Source organism: Xenorhabdus bakwenae, from assembly GCF_030272115.1.
GTDB lineage: Bacteria > Pseudomonadota > Gammaproteobacteria > Enterobacterales > Enterobacteriaceae > Xenorhabdus > Xenorhabdus bakwenae.
The window spans coordinates 2,485,950-2,505,849 of record NZ_CP119194.1 but is presented as its reverse complement, the minus strand read 5'-3'; the positions used below and the strand labels follow the sequence as shown (position 1 = coordinate 2,505,849).

Below are 19,900 nucleotides of genomic sequence, written 5' to 3'. Positions count from 1 at the left end.
TTACTCTTCTAAATGCTGAATGGCAATGTCATAACCGAAAACGAATTGCTGGACGCGAATCGGGCGTCGTTTGCCATTTTGGGTATCATAATAAATTTCTGTGATTAATTTTTCTTTTTTATCATAGAGTTGTCGGAGATTGCTGCTCTCTTTGAGCCTCCAGCCATCAGGCAATCGATTTTGCCAAGCGGAAGCTGGCCAGTAACTGAGCATAATATCGGCCAAGACTTGGTTGGCAGGGGGAAGTTCCGGCAAGACAATAGATTGTTCGGTATGAACGCCATTTTTGTCGTAATCTAATTTGAATAACCGGATACCTAACGAAGACAACCCTGCCAGTGACAGGTGTTGCTTATCAGCATTAAGCAGCACAATCAATGATTGTTGTTTGCCTTTTACGGTAGCTGTTAACAATTGCTGTTCATTAATGGCAGGCGTTATGGTTGGCTCCGGTAATAAAACACGGACACCCGGTTTCAGCCATGCACTGGGGGGGCCGTTTTGTGGTGCGCTCGTACAAGCTGCCAACAGGCAGGTCAAAGACAGGATGAGTAACCGTGTCATGATTGCTTCTCCCTTTTTTGGTGTTTCGCTATTGCCAGTGGTGATAGCAGGAAAGCCGTAAAGATCCCACTGCATAACACGATACCAAAACTACTGATTGCCTGAGTGTTGCTGAACATCAACATGCCCAGCGTGAGCAATGAAGTACACATTGCTACGCTGATCGCCAATAGAGAGGTTAGCGGAGTGCCCCGAGGATTGCTGAAAAACAGGGTGTAGTTGATGCCAATACCCAGCACCAGAACCAGAGCTAATATTGAAAATAAGTTAAGGCTATGACCACTAAAACCGAGAACCGCCAGCCCACAGCCGAGGGACAGCAGTGATGGTAATATGCTGATGACGCCACGACGCAGGCCAAGCCGTGCTATGTAACTGGTAGCGATCAGGATGATTGAACCTGCTAACAGCCAGCCAAGTATGGTTCGATAGAATTGAAACATCTCATCGAAAGCCAGCTTGCGATCAACCCAACTGATCCCTTCCTGTTGTTCTGCCAATTGACGCATCAAGACACTGTTTTTAACGCCAGTGACCGGGAGCAGAACGCCGCTGTGGCCATTTGGCAGGGTTATCCACATCAACCTCCAACCTTCACTAACTGCACTGTTAAGCCAGTCATTCGGCGTCACAGTCATAGCGTGAGTATCTGGTTGTTTCACTGTTAATCCTGCTTCTGTCAACCGAGCTACGATATTGGGTGTAGCCGCCTTGATCAGCGCAAGATCTTGATGTTGTTGAGCAAGAGAGGAGAGAGGAAACCGTTGGTAATGGCTGATATTACCTTGCTGTTTTTCTGTATCCAATTTGGGAATAAAGGATTCCAGCCGTTGCAATGTTTGCTCTGCATTATCGCCATAAATAACGAACCACTTCTGATCACTGCGCTGTCCGGTTAACGCGGAAATGTGTTTTTCCTGTTGATGGATATCTTGTGGTAGCGCCTGTAATTGGGCAATGTCATCATTGATCTGCAAACGGGAAATTCCCAGTACGGCAAAAATCGCCAACATTATAGGTAATCCCATATAAAACAGCCGATTGCGTCTCCATGATGCCAGCCAACGCATTAACATGATCATGGCCGGAATGGGGCGTACGGGCAGGTTTTTAGCAAGTCGGGGATACCAACAAATGACGGTTAAGCAGGAAGCGGTTAACCCCGCAGCAGCAAACACCGCCAATTGGCGTAGACCGGGAAAAGGTGCAAGCATCATGATTAGATAGGCAATGACAGTGGTTGCCAATGCCATTAATAAGGCAGGCAAGACTTTCTGCATACTTTGCCATGACGTCATTTCCTGACCATGTACCATGCGTTCTGTTAGATAGTAAATAGCGTAGTCAGCGGAAATGCCGATAATACTGATGCTCATCACCAACGTCATGAAATGCAGTTCGCCAAAGATCCCTAACGTTACGACAGTACCAGCCAAAGCACCGATACTGATGGAGAGAACGCACAGCAATAAAGGTTTCAGGGAGCGAAAAACAGTGTAGATGAGTAGCAATACACCGAGCACTGTGGCGCTGCCCAATGTTGAAATATCGTGTTTTGCTTGTTGGGTGGCGTAATCGCTGTAAAACAGGGTTCCCCGTGAAATCACTTTAGCATCAGGAAATTGAGCTTCCAGAGACTGCTGTATCTGACTCAACTCAGTGACAGCATGATGGCTTTGCTGCATATCAAAGGAAGCGCTTTTTAGCTCGCCATGAAGTAAGTACCAGCTTCTTCCCGAATTATCTTTGGCAACTAACCAGCCACTTTGAAGCCGTAATTGACTGGATGTCTGCTGGAGTGCCAGTTGTGAGCCTCTGACCAGCATGAAGGGATCATTATTGAGTTCTTTTCCACTGACACCAGAAAAGGCGGAATAAATCTGAGATAAGATCCAGTTTGCTTGCTGATTACCATCATCTTTCAGCCTGTCACGGGTAGCAGGATCGAGCATTGCATTACGGTGTTCATAGTAAAAACGCCCCCATGCTTGTTGTTGCTCTGCCGTCATTGGCCCTTTGACATTGGTCAGAAATGGCGTTTTTTGCAAATGCTCCAGCCAGTATTGTGCAGGGGCAGTCTCCCCATTTTTTCCCGGACTGACCATCCACACCAATTGGCGATCAAGACGTTGCATGAACTCTTCTTGCAAGGCGGGAGGCATGTTTCCCGCATTTTGCGCCGGCAATAATGCCAATACGCTGGTGGACAGGCGAGATTGAGGTAACAAGATGGCCAGCCATATCAGCAGGATAGTGCATGTTAACAACCAGAGTAGTGCCCGCCGACGTGGCTCAGAATTTGAAGTGTTGCTTTTCTTCATGACTCAGCGTCTCTGGCGTTAATTGGTGTTGGGTAAAAGAGAGTTCTGTACGATCTCCCTGGCGATCAGTCAGTAAAATAGCATCAAGGTGGGTTTGACCGTTTAGCGTAATCGCCGTGAAAAGCTTATCCAAAGGAGATGTTTTGGGTGTCAGTACCAAGCGCCATTTTTCCTGCCCAAGGTCGTTGAATTCGATTTTGAAATTTTCTTCCAGCACAGCACGATCGGCCTGAAACAGCGCTCGCATCAGATGGTTGAACTGAAACAGTTGTGGATTAGAATCAGCGGTGACCACTTGGGGTGTTTGCCCTGATATGGCTTGTACCATATGGTTGTCATCCAGCAACAGTGTCAGTGGAAACGGTTTTTGCTGATGCCACCATAGTCCTTTATGTTGTGAAACCAGCATTTGACCACTGGAAGACAGGGGTTGAGACATACCTTGAATTTGCCGCACTTGTGTGAAGTGCGCTCGCACAACGGGTTGGTGAGCAAACCGCTGTTGTAATTCCTCAAGGGTGATGGCATATGCCATATTATTGATTGCTATGAAGCTTGTTGTCAGGAACAGCAATATCCAGCGCCATTTTTTCACGGCTTCATCCCCATACGTTCGAATAGAATATCTGGGCTGATAAAGCCCATTTCCTGTGTTTCTTGAGAAACGGCGACCTGAATGGTGTAGCCGACAGTGGTTTTTTCGCCGCTTGCTGCATCAAAAACTTGATAGGCAATTTTCAGGCGGTTTTCAAATTCTTCGATGGCCGCTCTGATGCGTATTTTTTGTTCAAAGAGGACGGGGGCGCGGTACTTGATTTTGGCGTCAACGACAGGCCAAATGTAGCCGGATTCACGCATTTCTCGATAACCATAATTGAGTTGATTCATCAGGGCTTCACGGGCAATTTCAAAATAGCGAAAGTAATTTCCATGCCAAACAACGCCCATGGGATCAGCATCATGAAATGGCACTGTCAATTCAACCTCGGCAGTAAAACGAGGATCAGTCAGCATTTTTTATTCCTTATTGGTTCGGGCAGACGGCAATTGCCAAAAATCGAAAAAATTAAACCAATCCAGCGGGGATTGCAGGGCATAATGTTCCAGTCGGGAAGCGTAGAGATCCACCGCTTGCTGCAAAGCTTGTTCTCTCTGTTTACGTGGCAATTCAAGGGGATTGGCAAAATGCTCACAATAAATTTTGAATTGGTTATTTTGCCGAAGAGCGAACATCAGCAGCACAGGGCAGTGCAACACGGAAGCGAGGATAAATGGCCCTTGCGGAAAGGGGGCAGAATAGCCAAGGAATTGACTCCATACGATGCGTTGAGTGTTGCCTCTGGAAGGATTAACGGCAATCCGATCACCGACAATGGCTACCCATTCGCCAGCGTCAATTTTTTCTTTCAGCATGATAGCGGTATCAGCCCCTATATCCGTGACTGGCAATAAATTGATCCCCGCTTGTGGTGAAATTTCTTCAATGACCTGTTTGAAACGTTGAGCATGTTCAGTAAAAACCAGTGCATTGATAGTCTGTTTACCCGCTTGTTGTGCCAGTGCCCGGCAGACTTCAATATCTCCCAAATGCGAAACCAACAACAATTTCCCGCCTGAATTGTCATCCAACAATGTGTGTTCTGCACCCTCCGCAAATTCAATATCTTTTCCCCATTTCAAGTCACCCCGCCAGCTGGCGATTTTATCCAGCATGGCCTGGCCAAAACGCAGATAATGGCGATAACTATTAAGGCCTTGTGGAGTAGCAATACCTCTGTGTTGCAAGGTTTTTTTTCAGTCTCTCAAGATATTGGCGGGATGCCTGGCGTTGTAGACCGCCAGTTAGCCAGAAATAACCAACAACAGGATAAAGCAACCATTCAAAAGGCTTGCGTCCAAACCATCGGTAAACCGCTAGCATGAACTTCATGCCAGACAGCCCCTTACGCTCTTGAATATCTGACCAATGGTAGCGCTTACGCCATAATAGTGAAGGAATGCGGGGTAACATGCCGAAAAACAGGCGGGTATGCATCCATGAGATGCTAAGGTTATCCTTCAATGCATCAAAATGGGATAGGCCATTTTCAGGATAAGTGACTTTTGTTGGCACAAATTCATTTTCTGTTCCCTGCCAATAAAGCCGCACCATGATCTCGATATCAAAATCCATGCGATGCCCGACATTTTTGTCAGCCAACAGTTGTAGCGTAGGTGCCAATGGATAGACACGAAAGCCACACATACTGTCTTTAATAGACAAAGACAGGGTTTCCACCCAAACCCAGAAATGGGTGATATAGCGTCCATAAAGGCGGGATTTGGGCACGGAAGCATCATATTGCGGGCTACCGGAAATCAAGTGATCGGGATACTGATGTGCCTTTGCCAAAAACAGGGGAATATCTTCCAGGCAATGTTGACCATCGGCATCAACTTGTAAAACATGGCTGTACCCTGAATCCGCCGCTGCCCGCATTCCTGCCATGACTGCACCACCTTTGCCCTGATTATGTTCAAGGCGGATAAGTGTGACATCAGGAACGGATTGTGCTAAATCTTCGAGGCGATGTTGAGTCTCGACTTCACTGCCATCATCCACGATAAAACAGTGGAGACGATAAGGGGATAATCTTTCCAATACCGCAGGCATGGTCGCGCCGTGATTATAACAAGGAATAACCACGCAAAGAGTAATTGTATTCGCGCTCAACGACATAGCTTTATTTTTCCCTGGCTTGCAGTCTGGCCTTCGTTTCCATTCTGGGTTTCTAAGTCATAATGGAAGACCAGCAGGTGTTTTTTTTCATCCCATTTGATGTTCAATAGCAGTTTGTTGCCTGGTAGCAAAGGACGCTGGAATTTCACCATTTCAATCGAAGAGAAAGACCAGTCTGGTGTCAGCAAGGGTTGAGCATAATGCATGACCCAATCGATTTGAGCCACGCCCGGCAGAAGTGGCTGAATGGGAAAATGCCCTCGGAACCAATCCAGATTGGGATCTAAATACAGTTGTACAATGACCTCATTGGGGGCAGGTTGCTCGTGATGAATTTCAATGGGTTTCATTAAATAGTTCCTGTAATGCAGGCCATGAGCGTTTGCTTTGGGCATTTAAGGGAATGGCTTCAACGACTCGCCAATAACGTGGCAATGCGACAGATTCCAGCCAAGGTTTTAACTGATGACGCCAATCTTGTGACAGTTCATGAATTCCTTGCTGTTGATAACGTTTGCCGGTTTCGTAATCTAAAACGACTACCGCACCAATGCTATTGCGTTTACCTCGATTAATCGGCAATACCGCTGCGTCAGCGATCCCTGAAATGTCACACAGACGGCGTTCGATTTCTGACAGGGAAATGCGTTTTTCTTCAATTTTCACCAGACGATCTCGGCGCCCTAATAGAGCAAAATTACCCTGGCTATCGAAGGCAAACTGATCATCCAGAATCAGACCAAAAGGCTCAGGAAGAAGAGGAGAATAGACACGCACATTCTTTTCTTCATCTTCCTGGAATGACACTTCTTTAAATGTGGTCCAGACTGCATTGTCCGTTTTACGGCTTCGCCAGGCCATTATGCCGGTTTCGGTACAGCCATAAATTTCATTAGGCGGCGTGTTGAACCACTGCATTGCTTTTTCCGCATCGGTGAAATGCAAAAGCCCACCCGCAGAAACGACAAACGTGCAATCAGGGCCGGGGAGTTTGTCATCAAGCCGTTGTAGGAAAGCGGGACTACTGATCAGTGCACAGCGTGGGCTATTGGTAAGCTGCTCAGGAAATTCTACTATCTTGCGATCAAATGTTAAGCCCAGTGACATGGGTAGCCAGATGCGGAATGTTAAACCATATAAATGCTGGTGGCTGACCGAAGCTCTGACAATGCAGGATTGTAGCTTGTCTCCCCACAGAGAAGCCAGCCATTGGGATTCAAGATCCATGACGGCAATGGGCTTGATCACTGCTTGAGGAATACCTGTCGAACCAGAAGTGAACATCACCAAAGTGGCATCTGGTGAGATGGCTGGTAATGTAATGTTAGGTGAAGTTTTTTCTGTCGTATCAATTTTTGGATTAGACGATGTAATCTGCCAGCAAGGACAAGATAAGCTCAGAGGTAAATCCGTCAATACACCATCAAAAAGAGATTGCTGCTCCTGTAATTGGGCTTCGCGACAATGACCCGGAATAACAGGGATTTTGCCGGCATGAAGTGTTGCCAGCAAGGCGACACAGAAGTCATAACTATCTTCAAAACACAAAGCCCAGCGGGAAGCTGCTCGTTTTGGCTCTGTTATGTGCAGGTTTTTCAGGCGTAAATATAATACGGTGACATCCTGCCGAAGTTTATTCAGGCTGATAGGATGATTGCCCCGATTGCCCCAACTGACCAGCCGCTGGGGACCATTATCCTCTGATAGCCATTGGGATAGAGGTTGTGCTTTCATCATTTTTTTACCCGTTGGCGTACCAGCCATTCAATGGAAATGAGTAATCCAATTAATAGATAGCTCACCACGCCGTTCCATAATGTCCACAGGGTCATATTGTTATACAGACAAGTTCCAAGTGACACTGTGCCATTGAATATAAAGAACAAGCACCAGATGTAAGTGACCTTACGTGTATAGATAATACCCTTTGGGGGTAAATTAGGCTCTTTGATACGGGCTATCCTTTCAATGATAGGAGGCCCGCAACGTAATGAGTTGCTAAACAGAATCAGTAGAACAGCATTAACAACCACGGGGTAGTACATAAGAAGTTGGTGGTTGCGCAGAAACAGGCTGGCTAAACCCAGGGTCAGCCCTGCTATGGATAATACCCAACTGGTTTTCTGCTGACTGTAGGCCAGATGTTTGTTCGACAATAATCGCAAAATAAAAAATAAAATAATAACAATCAATATGGCATGAAATTGTCCGTAGTGAACCATCGCCCAGCCTAAAAAAGGCCAGGCGATTAACATTACGGCATTGGCAATACGGAGCAATAAAATCAATGAACTACCCACATGTTTATCGTTTTTTTTCTACTTTTCTGATGGTTTATTGCTGATTATTGTTCTTGCAACAATTGTTCCACGGCATCCACGACATCCTGCACGGTGCGAACAGACTTGAATGCTTCAGGCTTGATTTTTCGCCCCGTTTTCTTTTGCAAATGTACAACCATATCAACGGCATCAATGCTATCTAACTCCAAATCTTCATAGAGCCGTGATTCAGGCGTAATGTCTTTGGGAGATAGCTCAAACAATTGAACCAGTAGCTGGGAGACTTCCTGAAGAATCGCTTGTTTTTCCATGATGACACCTGTTCTTATGCTTGTTGTGACTGGATGTAAGACGCCAGCGAGGCGACAGAAGTGAAGTGTTGGCGCATCTCTTCACTTTCAGAAGATAATACGATGCCATAACGATTTTTGACGGCCAGTCCCAGTTCCAGAGCATCGATAGAATCTAAACCTAAACCGTCGCCAAACAGGGCGGCATCGGTTTCAATATCCGCAGGTGTAATATCTTCCAGATTCAGGACATCTATAATTAATTGTTTTATTTCAATATGTAACTCTTGCATCATCGTATCCGACATCTATTAATTTGATGGTGTTAGTAATTGAGTAAGTTGACGATTAAGTTGGCGGGCAGCGATGGCATGCCCGTTTTCTGTATCAACCGCGAAATTTTCATTGGTGAGTTGTTCACCAATCGTGATCGTATAAATGGGTTTTTTCGGTGGGATTTGATACCACTGGCTTTTTTTGTCCAGCATTCTTTGGCTGCAAGTGATATGTATGATCCGTAAATCACATTCACATCGCACTGCGATATTTGCAGCCCCACGTTGCAGTGTCATTGACTGACCCGGTGTCGTGCGGGTTCCTTCTGGGAAGATCAAGATATTGTGACCAGAAGCTAGTCGCCCGCGACAGACAGGAAGCAAAGTTTCTGCATCACTGTTTACCGGGTAACGTGCAGAACGAATGACGCCACTGATAAAAGGATTGCGCAGTAATGCAGATTTTACGATGCAATCTATATCTGGTAGTGCCGATGCCAAAATAACGTAATCCAGCAAAGTCGGGTGATTAGCAACAATCAAACAGCCTTTATCCGCACGGACTTTATCCAATCCATTGAAATGGTAATCCAGTACCCCTAATTTTTTGGTCAAAAAAAGGAACAGGCGAAAACTCAATGAAATGCTGTGGCGGGCAAGGTGGCTGCGTTTATCTTCATTGCGTTGGAAAACTAACAATAAATTAAACCAAATAAGAGAGAGTAGTAACCCACCCAGGCCAAAAAGGGTAAAACACAACCCGGTCATGAGCAAACGCCAGAGCCAGTTAGTGCGTTCAATGATATTGATTGAAATCCTTTTCATCATCCTATCGGCTCCAATTCCACTGGCAATGATCCCCTGAAACAATGAAATTCTGTTCACCCTGCAACCAGTGACGAAGAAACTGGAGGCTTTGAGGAAGACTCGGTTCTGTTTCCACTGAAAATTGCTTTGTACAATGCAGGCCAGTACCTTGCTCCAGGAGCAGAGCTACCGCAAAAGGATAGGTTGGGGTCTTGGCATCGATGACATTGTGATAAAAGCGGGGGATCTCGCCCTCAAAATCGACAAGCAGAACTTTACGATGACCCGTATGAAGCAGTGTTAACGCTTCAAATAGTCCTTGCTGGAAACTGTCAATACCTGCCGAAACGGAAGAGGAAACCAGAGGCGCCTTAGCGACAATGGTTAAATTACCGACAGAGGAGTTATGAACTGACATGGTAAAATTGGTGGGCGAAACATTCTCTTTTTGCGCCAGATTCTGCAATATCTGGTAATTACGTTCCAACTCGCCATGACGGCTGGTATAGACAATGGCATCGACCTGATTGCGACGTAGGATGCTCAAGCCACAATCCACAGCAAGGCGACTGCCGGAGCTTAAGCGGCGGGCTGTCATCATCGGTAATTGGGTGCATTTCTCTAATGGCCGTGATTGATCAATAGTGACGGGTAATGTTGCAGACCATTTCTTCCACTCATCAATATGAGAAAGTCCAGGAGCGATGGCTTGCCAGTCTGTAATATCCAATGTCAATTTCATGAAATACCGTCTGTTACTGTTTTTTGCAGATCAGTAATGTGTGGCCCAAACCTAACTGATCTATTTGGTTTTCTATAACCAATCCAGCTTTATTGAGGAATTGGGTAAAATCATTAATGCTGTAAAAACGACTATTACCATTTGCCATACAAGTAAAATAGAGCGAGGTAGCATTAAGGCTATAAGCTGCTGCTTCAAAAGGCTGGCAGTCCCAAAACAGCTCCATGATACAAATTCGAGCATCAGGTTTCATCGCTGCGGCGATCTTGCGTAAAATGCCTGTAATTTGTGTTTCGGAAAAACAATCAAGAAATTGGCTCATCCACCAAATATCTGCGCCTGTGGGTAAATTGTTATCCGATAACATGTCAACAGGATGGCCGAAAATACGATCAGTCATTCCCTGGCTGCGTATATTTTCTTCAGCCAATTTTATTTGCTGGGGTAAATCCAGAATAGTGACACTGACTTTACTGTCATATTGGCAACAGCGCAATGCCCATTTTCCTGTATTGCCACCAACATCATAAATCACTTTAGGATCCATGGAGAAAACCGTTTTCAATGCTGCATTAAAGGCGGAATCAGAATAAAAATGGTCAAATGAAAACCAACTTGTTTTCGCAGGTTCGGGTAGTTGGCTTAGGGCAGGGTAAATAGTTGACCATTCACCGAACACTTTTAATCCAGCCGGCTTATTTTTCAGAAGAGATTCTTTCAGGTGAAATAGCCCTTGATAGCAAACGTCTTGCGTAAAATCCATATTGACGCGAGTCATCTTGTCATGCAGCAAATAATGTCCAATCTTACTGAGGAAATAACGATCATCGTGTTTGAGAATAATTCTTCCACTCAACCCCATATCTAACAAAATACCCACACCGTAGCTGTCTAATTCGGAATTGCTGCAAATTTCATCTTTAGTTACACCATTTTTATGGTTTTTATCCAGGAAAGATAAAATCCCGCAATCACGCAGTCCGATTGCTGTTTGAAATAGCATAGGAGCGAAAGCAATGCGTTGAGCTTCTGTAATCGCTTCAAGTGCACTGAATTCATCTTTTTCATAATTATAGGGTGTGGTCATATATCCAGATATCCAATAGGTCTATAGCCAGAAAAAGCCTATCTCATCAGGATGTTTTCATTGATTGGGATAGGCTCTAAAGTAAGTGTTTATTTATTAGCTAGCAGGGATAAATTTAACTGAATGTCTCTATCTAGGTTATTGACCCAACGGTTATAGTTGCGGTGAATTTTTCCGTCACCCTCTCTTAATTCATGGCTCTTGACATAATTGATAGAGTAGTTTTTGGCGGTATAGTTGATGCGTATTTGCACGTCATGCTTACGATTTTTCAGTGAGCCATTAATAACCCCAGGAGAGACTTCAGTCATTACCCACTTGCGGTTCTTACCTGCTTCCAATATTGCTTTTTTTACGGAAGATAGGGAATTTTTTGTCACGATGGTGGTTTGGGGAGTTAATATCGGTACGTTACGAGCGCAGCCTGCAAGAGAGACAATGCAAGCCAGACTGATTAATAGCTTATATGAAATTTTCATTATTTTTCTCATGGTAAATAAGACCATATAGATGGTGAAATAGTTACGTTGCGCAGAATAGTTTAAATAAATTCCAACAATACTGCTACATCCATCACTTTATTATAGATTTTATCTCTACTTTTTATTTATTTTTAGAATTTATTAACTGTGATTGTGTCTATGTGTATTTATTTATCCTGTTAATTTAAAATTAGTTGGTTGAATATCGAATCGGATTTTATATTGATTTTGCGGATACTTATATCAATGACAATGGATTTTGTGAATGTATTTTTTAGTAATGTAAGTGATAAAAAGGTTGATAATAATCACTGTTGTTATTTGTTGGGTTAATATTTAAATATGAGTACTGCTATTTTTTCCATAAATAATCAATGAAACAAATTTATTGATATCATGAAAGAAAATATGTACTCAATAAATTTCAAGTGGCAGCACCAGATTAATGCCGTTTATCCCGAATTATCGGCAAGGATGCATATACCTAATATTTTAGCGTGTCTTCCAGACCACTCCAGGTTGTTACGCTCCAGGTTCTCCGTCCCAATAATCAACTTCGTCGCTGACCCGCCCAACAAAATGAAGCAACTTTCCGTCTTGCTGCTTTAACACAGACTGAAACTTGCCCGAGTCCGGATATCCAATCACATCTGCTGAAACATTTGTTGAAATAGCAAGATAGCGCAATGGAACTGAACCGGTGTTGATTATTTGATGGGCGGTCTCTTGCCCTCCCGCCGGAGCACTTACAACATCACCCTTCCCGATCGAAAACTCATCGGAGCCAAAACGGTAAGTACCGTTACCTTCAAGAATAAAAAAAAGCTCGTCCACGCTATGATGGTTGTGAAACGGGCAGCTACTTTTGCCTTTCGGCACTTCGTTATAGGTGATACCTAAATGCTTAAGGCCAAGCTGTTGCCCAAAGGAAATATCTGATCCCTCATAGAGTTCGCCCTGCTTCCAAGAGTTGAGGGTAAGATTTTTTAGATTGATGATAGGGTTCATTAATTCTCCGGGTATCGTTAGATTATCTTGCTATAATTCCGCATTTTTCATGTTTTTTGCATTTTAAGTGGCGATTAGGGAAATAAGTTAGGCGTCGTAATGTTCAGAGAATGTGATAAATATTGCAGGGAGAAATACGAATACGGTTCATTACCGTAGCGGTGTTAATCGGTTATACCTAACGCTACTGCCAGACGGTATCCTAGAAAAAAACTAAGGGGTCGCACTTTTGATGCAACCCCCTGATAAATCTGGTGGCCCCTGCTGGACTTGAACCAGCGACCAAGCGATTATGAGTACCTACCGGAACAACCTAAAATCAATGCTTTACGTTTAAAAACAATGAATTAGATTATCAAATATTATATGTGATTATCATTGTTATTCATTTCTACCGCCACTCTACCGCCACTCATCGCCAACGGATTTAGCTTAACTGCATCCTCTAAATGGTCAGGCGCAAAGTGTGCATATCGCATCGTCATTTTGATATCAGTGTGACCAAGTACACGCTGTAACACGAGTATGTTTCCTCCGTTCATCATAAAGTGACTGGCAAAAGTATGCCTTAGAACGTGAGTTAATTGGCCTGCGGGTAATTCAATATCTGTTCTTTCTAAAGCAGAACGGAATGCTCCATAACAATCGGTAAAGAGCCTGCCTTTTTTATTATGAGGGAGAGAATCATAAAGCTCTTTACTGATAGGAATCGTTCGATTCTTTCTGCCTTTTGTATTCGTATAAGTCACTTTGTATTTTGCAAGTTGGCTTTTGCGCAAATTTTCAGCCTCCGACCATCTCGCACCAGTGGTAAGGCATATTCTGACAACGGTTTCTAAATCAGGGTGATCATGGCGCTTACATTCCGCAAGAAGCCGTGTTATCTGTTCTTGAGTAAGCCATGCCATTTCTATTTCTTCAGTGCGGAAAGGGCGCATATTTTTTAAAGGGTTTTCCCCTTTCCATTCGCCAAGGCGATTAAGCTCATTAAATACTGCCCGGAAATAAGCTAGCTCAAGGTTGAGGGTGCGAGGTGAAACTTCTTTAACACGATTTGAACGGGCATAATCTCCTTTGAGTCTTTTCTCTCTGTAACGAGAAAACATTTGTGCATCAAAATCTATGGCTAATGGTTCGCCCATACAATCAAAAACATGGTACATAGCCAGTTGACGCTTGATGCCATCTTTAAGCGTGATGCCATGAGCACTATACCAAGCATCAATCAGTTCTTTTAAAGTGCGTCTGTCTTCTTTTTCTTCCTGCCACGGGTTTTGTACCGTGTACTGTTCAAAAGCTAACGCCTCGCCTTTAGTGGCGAATTTCTTTCTGATACGTTTGCCTTTTGCCCCATTAGGGTAAAGTTCGCAAATCCATCCACCTGCTGGGTTTTTACGAACGGTCATTAATTAATCTCACTATATATACCCACAACACGGCCCAGTGTCTTTATATCATCAACACCACATTCAAAAGGTACGTTACCACCTGCAACATGCAATCTTTTACCCGGTAACTTAGTCAATTCTCGAATACTAATTGCTCCTTCAATATCGACAAGCCACAATCCATCAGAGAGTGCTGCATCTTGTTCTACAAAATGATTCTTATCATCAGTCAGAACACAAATACCTTTTGATAATTGTTGCTTAAAAAACGCCCTATCAATACTCAAAGTAGCATTTTTTGTAAGTTTTCCATCTCTCAAAATGAATGAATCAAATTGTTTTGGATCTTTCGGTGAGGATTTTCCTTCATTTTGTGGGCCTTTTCCGGTGAGTAGCCACAAAAGACTTGTGCCTGTATCTAATACGCATTGTGCTGCAAAATCATAAGAAATGGTGCCTCTGTTATATCTATTTTGTATTGAGCTGGCAGAGATCTTAAAGTGCCTAGCTAGCTGAACTTTTTGAGTAAAACCATATGCTTGGCAAATCCTATCCAGTAACTCATCGCTGTTCACTTGAGAATCAAGAAACAAAATATACTCCTTATAGCCTTTACTAATAAACAAATGAGTATTATTATGCAGCTAAACCGTAACACATTGATGATAATCGCTGACAATCGAAGGGCATCAATGATAATTATTGATAAACAGGGAATGATGCAATATGGCTTCTGAAATTACAATTGTGAAAATTCCAAGTGAGATTGTTTCACCTCACGAGTTTGCCGCTTTAGAAAGAATTTCTATCGCTACCGTTCGTCGCTGGACTACTGGCGATAATCCTTGCGTGCCAATCGAACCGCGAGTTATTAAACCCGGAAAACAACGTGCAGGCGGTATGGTTCGCATCTATTACGCACGTTGGAAAGAAGAGCAAATGCGTAAGGCGTTGGGGCATTCCCGTTTTCAACTCATTATAGGTGACTAATTCATTTTATGTGAATTATGGAGATGAAACATGTTTGACTATCAAGTATCCAAACAATCCCACTTTGATAATGCGTGTCGTGCGTTCTCCAACGCGCACAAAGGTAGCTTAGTACAAATTGCGGAAGTTATTGGGATGTCTCCGCAAATGCTGCGTAATAAGCTGAACCCTGAGCAGCCCCACATGCTGACTTGTGTTGACTTAATGAAGTTAACCGATGCCACAGAAGACGCCTCCATTCTGGACGGCTTTCTGGAGCAATTACAGTGTCAGCCCTCTGTGCCGGTGAATGAAGTTTGTGACGCCAATATGTCGGGCTACCTGTTAGGTGCTACGGCAGAAGTGGGCAAGCTGGCAAGTGAGGCTGTTTCGGGTGAGCATCTTAACCAGACCCGTGTCGCGGAGTTTAAGAAGACCGTTAACAATGCAGTGCGGTTATTAACGTTGGCGGGTGTCACTATTTCATCAAGATTACACTCAAACCCGGCTTATACAACAGCATTCGATGCCTTTACGGGTTTAAGTGCGTCAATCGTCTGAGGGATATACGATGTTATTTAGGGATGCCGCCACCAATGATAGTGCTGATTTTTTCCAGTCTGTTCAATGGCACGTTGGATTCAAGATCGTAGCCGTGCAGTGCGATACTGGTTCTTTTACGGGCAGGGTTGCAAAGCGAGGACAACACTTGGCTATCGCTTTTCTCGATAGCTTGCAGTTGCTTGATAATGTCATCCTCAGACAAATTGGGCATGTCATCAAGCAAGAGGCGATATCGGCTGGCCTGAACTTTCGCGTTACCGGCTTTTTCGTTAAATCCGGCGCTGAATTGCAGGGAAGCAATGAGGACAATCATCAGGCCAAGCAGCCAGTGCAGGTTGCCAGCAAAGATAAAAGCACCGAGAAGCCACTGGAAAAGCGTACAAATTTGATTGCAGTGAAGATGAAACAAGCTCGTCATTTCTTCGAGATGGAAGGAATAGCTGATATCAAAAGGAAGGTTTCTTTGGGTTGGTTGAGTGGTCATTATTTAAAATCCTTGTTTTTAGTTTGTCATAAGTTTCTGTTTCCTTGTGGTGCGTTTGTTTGTCGAAATTCAATCCTACCACAACACCATGCGCCGGGCATGGAAAAACCCGGCAACTATTTATTGTCTGAGGTGAGCATGAACGCATTAAAGCAACAGCAGCATCAGTACAGATTAAGTAGTAAGTCGTTTCATACAAAGAAAGGTGACGGATTTATTTTCCCGATTGTCTTATGCTCCGTTGCTTACTTTTTTCTGTTTCTTATTCGGTGAGGTTTAAATGAACACGGAATACCAATTTGAATCAACTGAACAGCGAGCCAGCAAAATGGCTTTTGATGTGCGTGTGAATGGTTTAAATCAACTGGCAAAAATTAGGCAGCAACATTTGAAAGCGGGCAATGAGCAGTTGGCGGCCTTTATTGATGAGATGCGCAATAAACGCAATCCGAATTATGTCGATAATATTCGCGTACTGGCAGCAATTTTCTTTCTTGCTCATATTCCAAAAGAACGGCATGAGCTGGAATTAAACGAATTTAGCATTGATGAGCGAAGCGAGTTAATTAAAGCCATCAATAAAATTAAAGCAGCCGCTCCATTATTACCAGCGGATTTATCACTGCCTAATTAAATAACAATAATTATCGAGTTAATTTTAATGGCGTCAACACGTCAGGGATTCTTTTTATCTAAAAACAGGAAATGAAGAATGGAAGATAAGAATATTGAACGATTAATTAAGCAGGTGCGGGAGGATGAGCGCAAGCATTATGCCGATTTGTTTTCATCCCGTTTGGACAAGTTATCCGCACATGTTTTGAAAAACAAAATGGAATACACCGTCAGTGCTGCCCTGCTGAAAAGTGAATCCGAAAGCATCAACCGCCAAGCGCAGGAATGGAACTATGTTTGATGTGATTGACCGTGCTTGCCAGCACGCCGAAAAAACACTGGAGCGCCAGATTTCCGCACATATTAATCGCCCGGTCGGTGTTTCAGCATTTGAGTGTGAAGACTGCGGCGAAGCTATTCCCGAACTACGCCGTACTCAGGCTATGGGGTGTTCCCGCTGCGTGGATTGTCAGGCTGATTTTGAATTAATTAAGAAACATTCCCGGAGTTAATAAAATGAATTTTTTCCGTCGAGTTTTTGTTACTGAGCAAGAATTTAATATCATTAAAAATAATCGAGTTGTGGGTGTTGCTAATACGTTTGAGGAAGGACTGACTGCAAAACAGTTAGAGGTAGCGGGTCAATTTTTTATTTTTAAGCATATTAATATTGAATGCCTTTTCGATGATACCGCTTTACCTGCTACTGCATTACCCGGCGAGTTAATTCTGATCACGATGATAGATGAAGAGGGATTGAGTGATAAATCTTCACCTCGTATCACGATACAAATAGAGGATGTATATCATCTTATTAATCGAATGAGCGCACCTAATGAGATCTGTATTAATTTTTATGAATACTCGCTATTAACACCAGCCTATTTCTGCAATGAAGTTGCAGAGGTTTGTGAGTGAACCCAGTACCAGCAACCAGCGGCGTACAACCCCAACCGCGCCGCCAATACAGCAAATTTCAGCCAGTGATGCCACACAGCGCAGCTCTGGCTGCTGGCGTTTCTACGCCGTGGGATAAACCCATTCAGCCGATAGTCAGACCGTTCCCAACCTATGCGGAACAATACCAGAAAGAAGAAGAACATCAGGCGATTGCAAAGGCGATCAAAGAACGCGCTCGCGTTCAGCGGTTATTAAGAAAACAACCGTCTATTGTTCGCCTTGATGTTCAATACAAAGCTAGTGTTTTAGAAAAGGAGCAAGGGACGCCCCGCGCCGAGGCTTTTTTATCTAAAACATTCGTTGACCGTATCTTACCCAGAGTTACGTTAGTGACCCACCGTTACCAGATTCAGGAAATTGAAGCGGATAACGCGCTGTATATGGCGCGATTTAACCGTATCCCTGATATGTCACGGGACGATATCGAGCTACTGGCGAATGATATTGCGCAGTTTGTTTTTCAGAAACTGGAAACAACAGCAAACGAGATGCCAGAAGAAAGCGAACTGAAACGGGCGCAGGTTCTCTATATGCGTGCGGCGGCAATCACTAAAGCCTACCGTCAGGATGCGCCTTACTGGGATAAACTGACTGGCAGCTTCTTTGATGAAGCGCCGGCTATCGCGGCTATTTCCCGCATGACCTCCGATAAATGGTGGTTAGGTCGTCTGCGCCGTCTGGCGGCTGAGTGGCGCGAGCACTTGCAAATCGCCATCAACCGCGTCAGCAAAAAGGCCAGTACCTACGCCAGCAAAATGACCATTTCAGAGTGGAAAGAGCAAAAGCACCGCACGAAAGAGTTTATCAAGTCGATGGAACTGGAAGACGAAGAGGGAAACCGCATCAGCCTGATTGATAAATATTATGGCAGTGTGGCGAATCCGGCTATCCGCCGTACTGAAATGATGGTACGTATCCGGGGCTTTGAAAATATCTGTAATGAACTGGGCTATGTGGCGGAGTTTTACACGCTGACCGCCCCCTCTAAATATCACGCCACTACCCGACATGGGCACCGTAACCGCAAGTGGAACGGATGCAGCCCGGCAGATACACAACAATACTTAAGCAGACTCTGGGCAAAAATCCGGGCCAAACTCCATCGTAACAATCTGCGTATCTTTGGTATCCGCGTGGCTGAACCCCATCACGATGGTACACCCCATTGGCATATGCTGTTTTTTATGCAGCCCGACCAGGCGGATCAGGTGCGCGACATTATCCGTGAATATGCTTTGCAGGAAGATCGCCACGAACTGCGGAATGAAAAAGCCCTGAAAGCCCGTTTTCATGCCGAGAAGATTGACCCGGAGAAAGGCTCTGCAACCGGCTATGTGGCGAAATATATTTCTAAAAATATTGATGGCTACGCGATGGATGGGGAGCTGGATGATGAAAGTGATCGCCCTATGAAAGAAGCGGCTATGGCTGCCAGTGCATGGGCGGGACGTTGGCGTATTCGTCAGTTCCAGTTTGTGGGCGGTGCTCCTGTGACGGTTTACCGCGAACTGCGCCGCATGGCAGATCATGATACTGCAATGGACTTAAGTACTGAATTTGCTGCTGTGCACGATGCGGCAGATAACGGCGACTGGGCTAGTTATATCAATGCACAGGGTGGCCCTTTTGTTCGTCGTGACGATTTGGTTGCGCGTTTATGGTATGAGACGGAGCAAGAGACTAACGCCCACGGTGAGAATGTGATCCGGATTAAAGGGGTTTTCTCGATGGATACTCCAATCTTAACGCGCCTCAAAAGCTGGAAGATTGTGCCGAAGTTAGCCGAAGCGTCAGCGGAGGTTGCTTTTAGCGGTGCGTCCGCGCCGCCTAGGAGTTCTGTCAATAACTGTACGGTGGAGCAAAGTACGATTAGCAATGCCGTGAATGAAAGTGATCTGTGTCTGGATGAGTTTTATCAGAACTGGGAACGGATGGACGAGCGCCAAAAGGTCGAACGGATACATAATTCTGCAAAATTACACGGTTTTGAGATAAGCGATGGCTTGGCAAAAGCCTTGCTGAGAGGCAGCCGCCTGACGGTTGACGATCAGCCTTATCGCTTATCGATGTTTGGTCATCTGCAAAAAGAGAAACCGTCCTGTGTTGAAAGAACAAAAAGCGCACTAATAAGGCTTGGTAAAAAATTAGATTTAGATATTGATATAAAAGGTATTTTTCGCAATCCAAAAGCCATTTTTGAGGGGTTTTTAGTGAAAAATTCTAGAAATATCGGATAAATCACACAATTAAATATTACCCGGTGCAATTAATTCGGAGAGCAATTATATTAATTGCGTCTGTTTATATATACAGTATTTTGAGTGTCGTATTTCAAATAGTAGG

At 44.2% G+C, this 19,900-nt stretch carries 24 protein-coding genes and 1 pseudogene; 7 read left to right on the top strand and 18 right to left on the bottom strand.

Annotated elements, in window-relative coordinates:
* The 17 genes and pseudogenes from PXH59_RS12650 to PXH59_RS12570 all read right to left on the bottom strand — a co-directional run bounded on the left by PXH59_RS12650 (position 1) and on the right by PXH59_RS12570 (position 14,558).
* Positions 1-564 carry a DUF3261 domain-containing protein gene (locus tag PXH59_RS12650; protein ID WP_285808669.1) on the bottom strand — a complete coding sequence of 188 codons (564 nt, stop codon included), beginning with the start codon at positions 562-564 and terminating at the stop codon, positions 1-3.
* On the bottom strand, positions 561-2,885 hold the full coding sequence (locus tag PXH59_RS12645; protein WP_285808668.1) for an MMPL family transporter: 2,325 nt from the start codon (positions 2,883-2,885) through the stop codon (positions 561-563). The genes PXH59_RS12650 and PXH59_RS12645 overlap by 4 nt, the downstream gene beginning before the upstream one ends.
* The gene (locus tag PXH59_RS12640) at positions 2,857-3,420 is read right to left on the bottom strand and encodes a LolA family protein (RefSeq protein ID WP_285811775.1); all 564 of its coding nucleotides are present in this window, start codon (positions 3,418-3,420) and stop codon (positions 2,857-2,859) included. The genes PXH59_RS12645 and PXH59_RS12640 overlap by 29 nt, the downstream gene beginning before the upstream one ends.
* Before the next feature lie 56 nt (positions 3,421-3,476).
* Positions 3,477-3,899 carry an acyl-CoA thioesterase gene (locus tag PXH59_RS12635; RefSeq protein ID WP_047766654.1) on the bottom strand — a complete coding sequence of 141 codons (423 nt, stop codon included), beginning with the start codon at positions 3,897-3,899 and terminating at the stop codon, positions 3,477-3,479.
* Positions 3,900-3,902: 3 nt separating this feature from the next.
* Positions 3,903-5,604, bottom strand: a pseudogene (locus PXH59_RS12630) (glycosyltransferase family 2 protein).
* Positions 5,595-5,954, bottom strand: a complete 360-nt coding sequence (locus PXH59_RS12625; protein ID WP_047766652.1) for an ApeI family dehydratase — start codon at positions 5,952-5,954, stop codon at positions 5,595-5,597. Before PXH59_RS12625 ends, PXH59_RS12630 begins: the two are co-directional and overlap by 10 nt.
* Positions 5,941-7,341, bottom strand: a complete 1,401-nt coding sequence (locus tag PXH59_RS12620; RefSeq protein WP_285808667.1) for an acyl-CoA synthetase family protein — start codon at positions 7,339-7,341, stop codon at positions 5,941-5,943. Before PXH59_RS12620 ends, PXH59_RS12625 begins: the two co-directional genes overlap by 14 nt.
* Positions 7,338-7,892: a COG4648 family protein gene (locus tag PXH59_RS12615; RefSeq protein ID WP_285808666.1), complete on the bottom strand. Its 555-nt coding sequence runs from the start codon at positions 7,890-7,892 to the stop codon at positions 7,338-7,340. The genes PXH59_RS12620 and PXH59_RS12615 overlap by 4 nt, the downstream gene beginning before the upstream one ends.
* A 56-nt stretch (positions 7,893-7,948) precedes the next feature.
* Positions 7,949-8,197, bottom strand: coding sequence for an acyl carrier protein (locus PXH59_RS12610; RefSeq protein ID WP_434223319.1), 249 nt, complete (start codon positions 8,195-8,197; stop codon positions 7,949-7,951).
* 14 nt (positions 8,198-8,211) lie between these two features.
* Complete coding sequence (locus PXH59_RS12605) at positions 8,212-8,469, bottom strand: phosphopantetheine-binding protein (RefSeq protein ID WP_285808665.1); 258 nt, start codon at positions 8,467-8,469, stop codon at positions 8,212-8,214.
* Between the two features lie 18 nt (positions 8,470-8,487).
* Positions 8,488-9,279, bottom strand: a complete 792-nt coding sequence (locus PXH59_RS12600) for a lysophospholipid acyltransferase family protein (RefSeq protein WP_434223318.1) — start codon at positions 9,277-9,279, stop codon at positions 8,488-8,490.
* Position 9,280: 1 nt separating this feature from the next.
* A complete protein-coding gene (locus PXH59_RS12595; protein ID WP_285808664.1) occupies positions 9,281-10,000 on the bottom strand; it encodes a beta-ketoacyl synthase chain length factor in 720 nt (239 codons plus the stop codon).
* Positions 10,001-10,013: 13 nt separating this feature from the next.
* Positions 10,014-11,087: a methyltransferase gene (locus tag PXH59_RS12590; RefSeq protein ID WP_285808663.1), complete on the bottom strand. Its 1,074-nt coding sequence runs from the start codon at positions 11,085-11,087 to the stop codon at positions 10,014-10,016.
* Between the two features lie 89 nt (positions 11,088-11,176).
* Positions 11,177-11,566 carry a hypothetical protein gene (locus tag PXH59_RS12585; RefSeq protein WP_047766646.1) on the bottom strand — a complete coding sequence of 130 codons (390 nt, stop codon included), beginning with the start codon at positions 11,564-11,566 and terminating at the stop codon, positions 11,177-11,179.
* 525 nt (positions 11,567-12,091) lie between these two features.
* Complete coding sequence (locus tag PXH59_RS12580; RefSeq protein ID WP_285808661.1) at positions 12,092-12,577, bottom strand: cupin domain-containing protein; 486 nt, start codon at positions 12,575-12,577, stop codon at positions 12,092-12,094.
* 362 nt (positions 12,578-12,939) lie between these two features.
* Positions 12,940-13,983 carry a phage integrase gene (locus PXH59_RS12575; protein ID WP_285808659.1) on the bottom strand — a complete coding sequence of 348 codons (1,044 nt, stop codon included), beginning with the start codon at positions 13,981-13,983 and terminating at the stop codon, positions 12,940-12,942.
* A complete protein-coding gene (locus PXH59_RS12570; protein ID WP_285808657.1) occupies positions 13,983-14,558 on the bottom strand; it encodes a phage repressor protein CI in 576 nt (191 codons plus the stop codon). Before PXH59_RS12570 ends, PXH59_RS12575 begins: the two co-directional genes overlap by 1 nt.
* 133 nt (positions 14,559-14,691) lie before the next feature.
* Here PXH59_RS12570 and PXH59_RS12565 point away from each other — a divergent pair, with 133 nt between their 5' ends.
* Positions 14,692-14,955, top strand: a complete 264-nt coding sequence (locus PXH59_RS12565) for a hypothetical protein (RefSeq protein ID WP_285808655.1) — start codon at positions 14,692-14,694, stop codon at positions 14,953-14,955.
* A 30-nt stretch (positions 14,956-14,985) separates the two neighbouring features.
* The gene (locus PXH59_RS12560; RefSeq protein WP_285808654.1) at positions 14,986-15,495 is read left to right on the top strand and encodes a phage regulatory CII family protein; all 510 of its coding nucleotides are present in this window, start codon (positions 14,986-14,988) and stop codon (positions 15,493-15,495) included.
* A 13-nt stretch (positions 15,496-15,508) separates the two neighbouring features.
* Here the strand turns inward: PXH59_RS12560 and PXH59_RS12555 are convergent, their stop codons facing one another.
* Positions 15,509-15,982: a hypothetical protein gene (locus PXH59_RS12555; RefSeq protein ID WP_285808653.1), complete on the bottom strand. Its 474-nt coding sequence runs from the start codon at positions 15,980-15,982 to the stop codon at positions 15,509-15,511.
* 280 nt (positions 15,983-16,262) lie between these two features.
* Between PXH59_RS12555 and PXH59_RS12550 the strand changes: the two genes are divergently transcribed.
* The 5 genes from PXH59_RS12550 to PXH59_RS12530 all read left to right on the top strand — a co-directional run bounded on the left by PXH59_RS12550 (position 16,263) and on the right by PXH59_RS12530 (position 19,794).
* Positions 16,263-16,616 (top strand): DUF5347 family protein, encoded by a 354-nt coding sequence (locus PXH59_RS12550; protein WP_285808652.1) that lies wholly within the window; start codon positions 16,263-16,265, stop codon positions 16,614-16,616.
* A 78-nt stretch (positions 16,617-16,694) separates the two neighbouring features.
* Positions 16,695-16,898: a DUF2732 family protein gene (locus PXH59_RS12545; RefSeq protein WP_285808650.1), complete on the top strand. Its 204-nt coding sequence runs from the start codon at positions 16,695-16,697 to the stop codon at positions 16,896-16,898.
* Positions 16,891-17,109 carry a TraR/DksA family transcriptional regulator gene (locus tag PXH59_RS12540; protein ID WP_285808648.1) on the top strand — a complete coding sequence of 73 codons (219 nt, stop codon included), beginning with the start codon at positions 16,891-16,893 and terminating at the stop codon, positions 17,107-17,109. The genes PXH59_RS12545 and PXH59_RS12540 overlap by 8 nt, the downstream gene beginning before the upstream one ends.
* A gap of 4 nt (positions 17,110-17,113) precedes the next feature.
* Complete coding sequence (locus PXH59_RS12535; RefSeq protein ID WP_285808646.1) at positions 17,114-17,515, top strand: hypothetical protein; 402 nt, start codon at positions 17,114-17,116, stop codon at positions 17,513-17,515.
* Positions 17,516-17,583: 68 nt separating this feature from the next.
* A complete protein-coding gene (locus PXH59_RS12530) occupies positions 17,584-19,794 on the top strand; it encodes a replication endonuclease (RefSeq protein WP_285811771.1) in 2,211 nt (736 codons plus the stop codon).
* Positions 19,795-19,900 lie beyond the last annotated feature (106 nt).

Excerpts from the sequence above, each read along its gene's own strand:
- PXH59_RS12650 (WP_285808669.1), bottom strand. The coding sequence starts at position 564 with ATGACACGGTTACTCATCCTGTCTTTGACCTGCCTGTTGGCAGCTTGT.
- PXH59_RS12645 (WP_285808668.1), bottom strand. The coding sequence starts at position 2,885 with ATGAAGAAAAGCAACACTTCAAATTCTGAGCCACGTCGGCGGGCACTA.
- PXH59_RS12640 (WP_285811775.1), bottom strand. The coding sequence starts at position 3,420 with ATGGCATATGCCATCACCCTTGAGGAATTACAACAGCGGTTTGCTCAC.
- PXH59_RS12635 (WP_047766654.1), bottom strand. The coding sequence starts at position 3,899 with ATGCTGACTGATCCTCGTTTTACTGCCGAGGTTGAATTGACAGTGCCA.
- PXH59_RS12625 (WP_047766652.1), bottom strand. The coding sequence starts at position 5,954 with ATGAAACCCATTGAAATTCATCACGAGCAACCTGCCCCCAATGAGGTC.
- PXH59_RS12620 (WP_285808667.1), bottom strand. The coding sequence starts at position 7,341 with ATGATGAAAGCACAACCTCTATCCCAATGGCTATCAGAGGATAATGGT.
- PXH59_RS12610 (WP_434223319.1), bottom strand. The coding sequence starts at position 8,197 with ATGGAAAAACAAGCGATTCTTCAGGAAGTCTCCCAGCTACTGGTTCAA.
- PXH59_RS12605 (WP_285808665.1), bottom strand. The coding sequence starts at position 8,469 with ATGCAAGAGTTACATATTGAAATAAAACAATTAATTATAGATGTCCTG.
- PXH59_RS12600 (WP_434223318.1), bottom strand. The coding sequence starts at position 9,279 with ATGATGAAAAGGATTTCAATCAATATCATTGAACGCACTAACTGGCTC.
- PXH59_RS12595 (WP_285808664.1), bottom strand. The coding sequence starts at position 10,000 with ATGAAATTGACATTGGATATTACAGACTGGCAAGCCATCGCTCCTGGA.
- PXH59_RS12590 (WP_285808663.1), bottom strand. The coding sequence starts at position 11,087 with ATGACCACACCCTATAATTATGAAAAAGATGAATTCAGTGCACTTGAA.
- PXH59_RS12585 (WP_047766646.1), bottom strand. The coding sequence starts at position 11,566 with ATGAAAATTTCATATAAGCTATTAATCAGTCTGGCTTGCATTGTCTCT.
- PXH59_RS12580 (WP_285808661.1), bottom strand. The coding sequence starts at position 12,577 with ATGAACCCTATCATCAATCTAAAAAATCTTACCCTCAACTCTTGGAAG.
- PXH59_RS12575 (WP_285808659.1), bottom strand. The coding sequence starts at position 13,983 with ATGACCGTTCGTAAAAACCCAGCAGGTGGATGGATTTGCGAACTTTAC.
- PXH59_RS12565 (WP_285808655.1), top strand. The coding sequence starts at position 14,692 with ATGGCTTCTGAAATTACAATTGTGAAAATTCCAAGTGAGATTGTTTCA.
- PXH59_RS12560 (WP_285808654.1), top strand. The coding sequence starts at position 14,986 with ATGTTTGACTATCAAGTATCCAAACAATCCCACTTTGATAATGCGTGT.
- PXH59_RS12555 (WP_285808653.1), bottom strand. The coding sequence starts at position 15,982 with ATGACCACTCAACCAACCCAAAGAAACCTTCCTTTTGATATCAGCTAT.
- PXH59_RS12550 (WP_285808652.1), top strand. The coding sequence starts at position 16,263 with ATGAACACGGAATACCAATTTGAATCAACTGAACAGCGAGCCAGCAAA.
- PXH59_RS12545 (WP_285808650.1), top strand. The coding sequence starts at position 16,695 with ATGGAAGATAAGAATATTGAACGATTAATTAAGCAGGTGCGGGAGGAT.
- PXH59_RS12540 (WP_285808648.1), top strand. The coding sequence starts at position 16,891 with ATGTTTGATGTGATTGACCGTGCTTGCCAGCACGCCGAAAAAACACTG.
- PXH59_RS12535 (WP_285808646.1), top strand. The coding sequence starts at position 17,114 with ATGAATTTTTTCCGTCGAGTTTTTGTTACTGAGCAAGAATTTAATATC.
- PXH59_RS12530 (WP_285811771.1), top strand. The coding sequence starts at position 17,584 with ATGCCACACAGCGCAGCTCTGGCTGCTGGCGTTTCTACGCCGTGGGAT.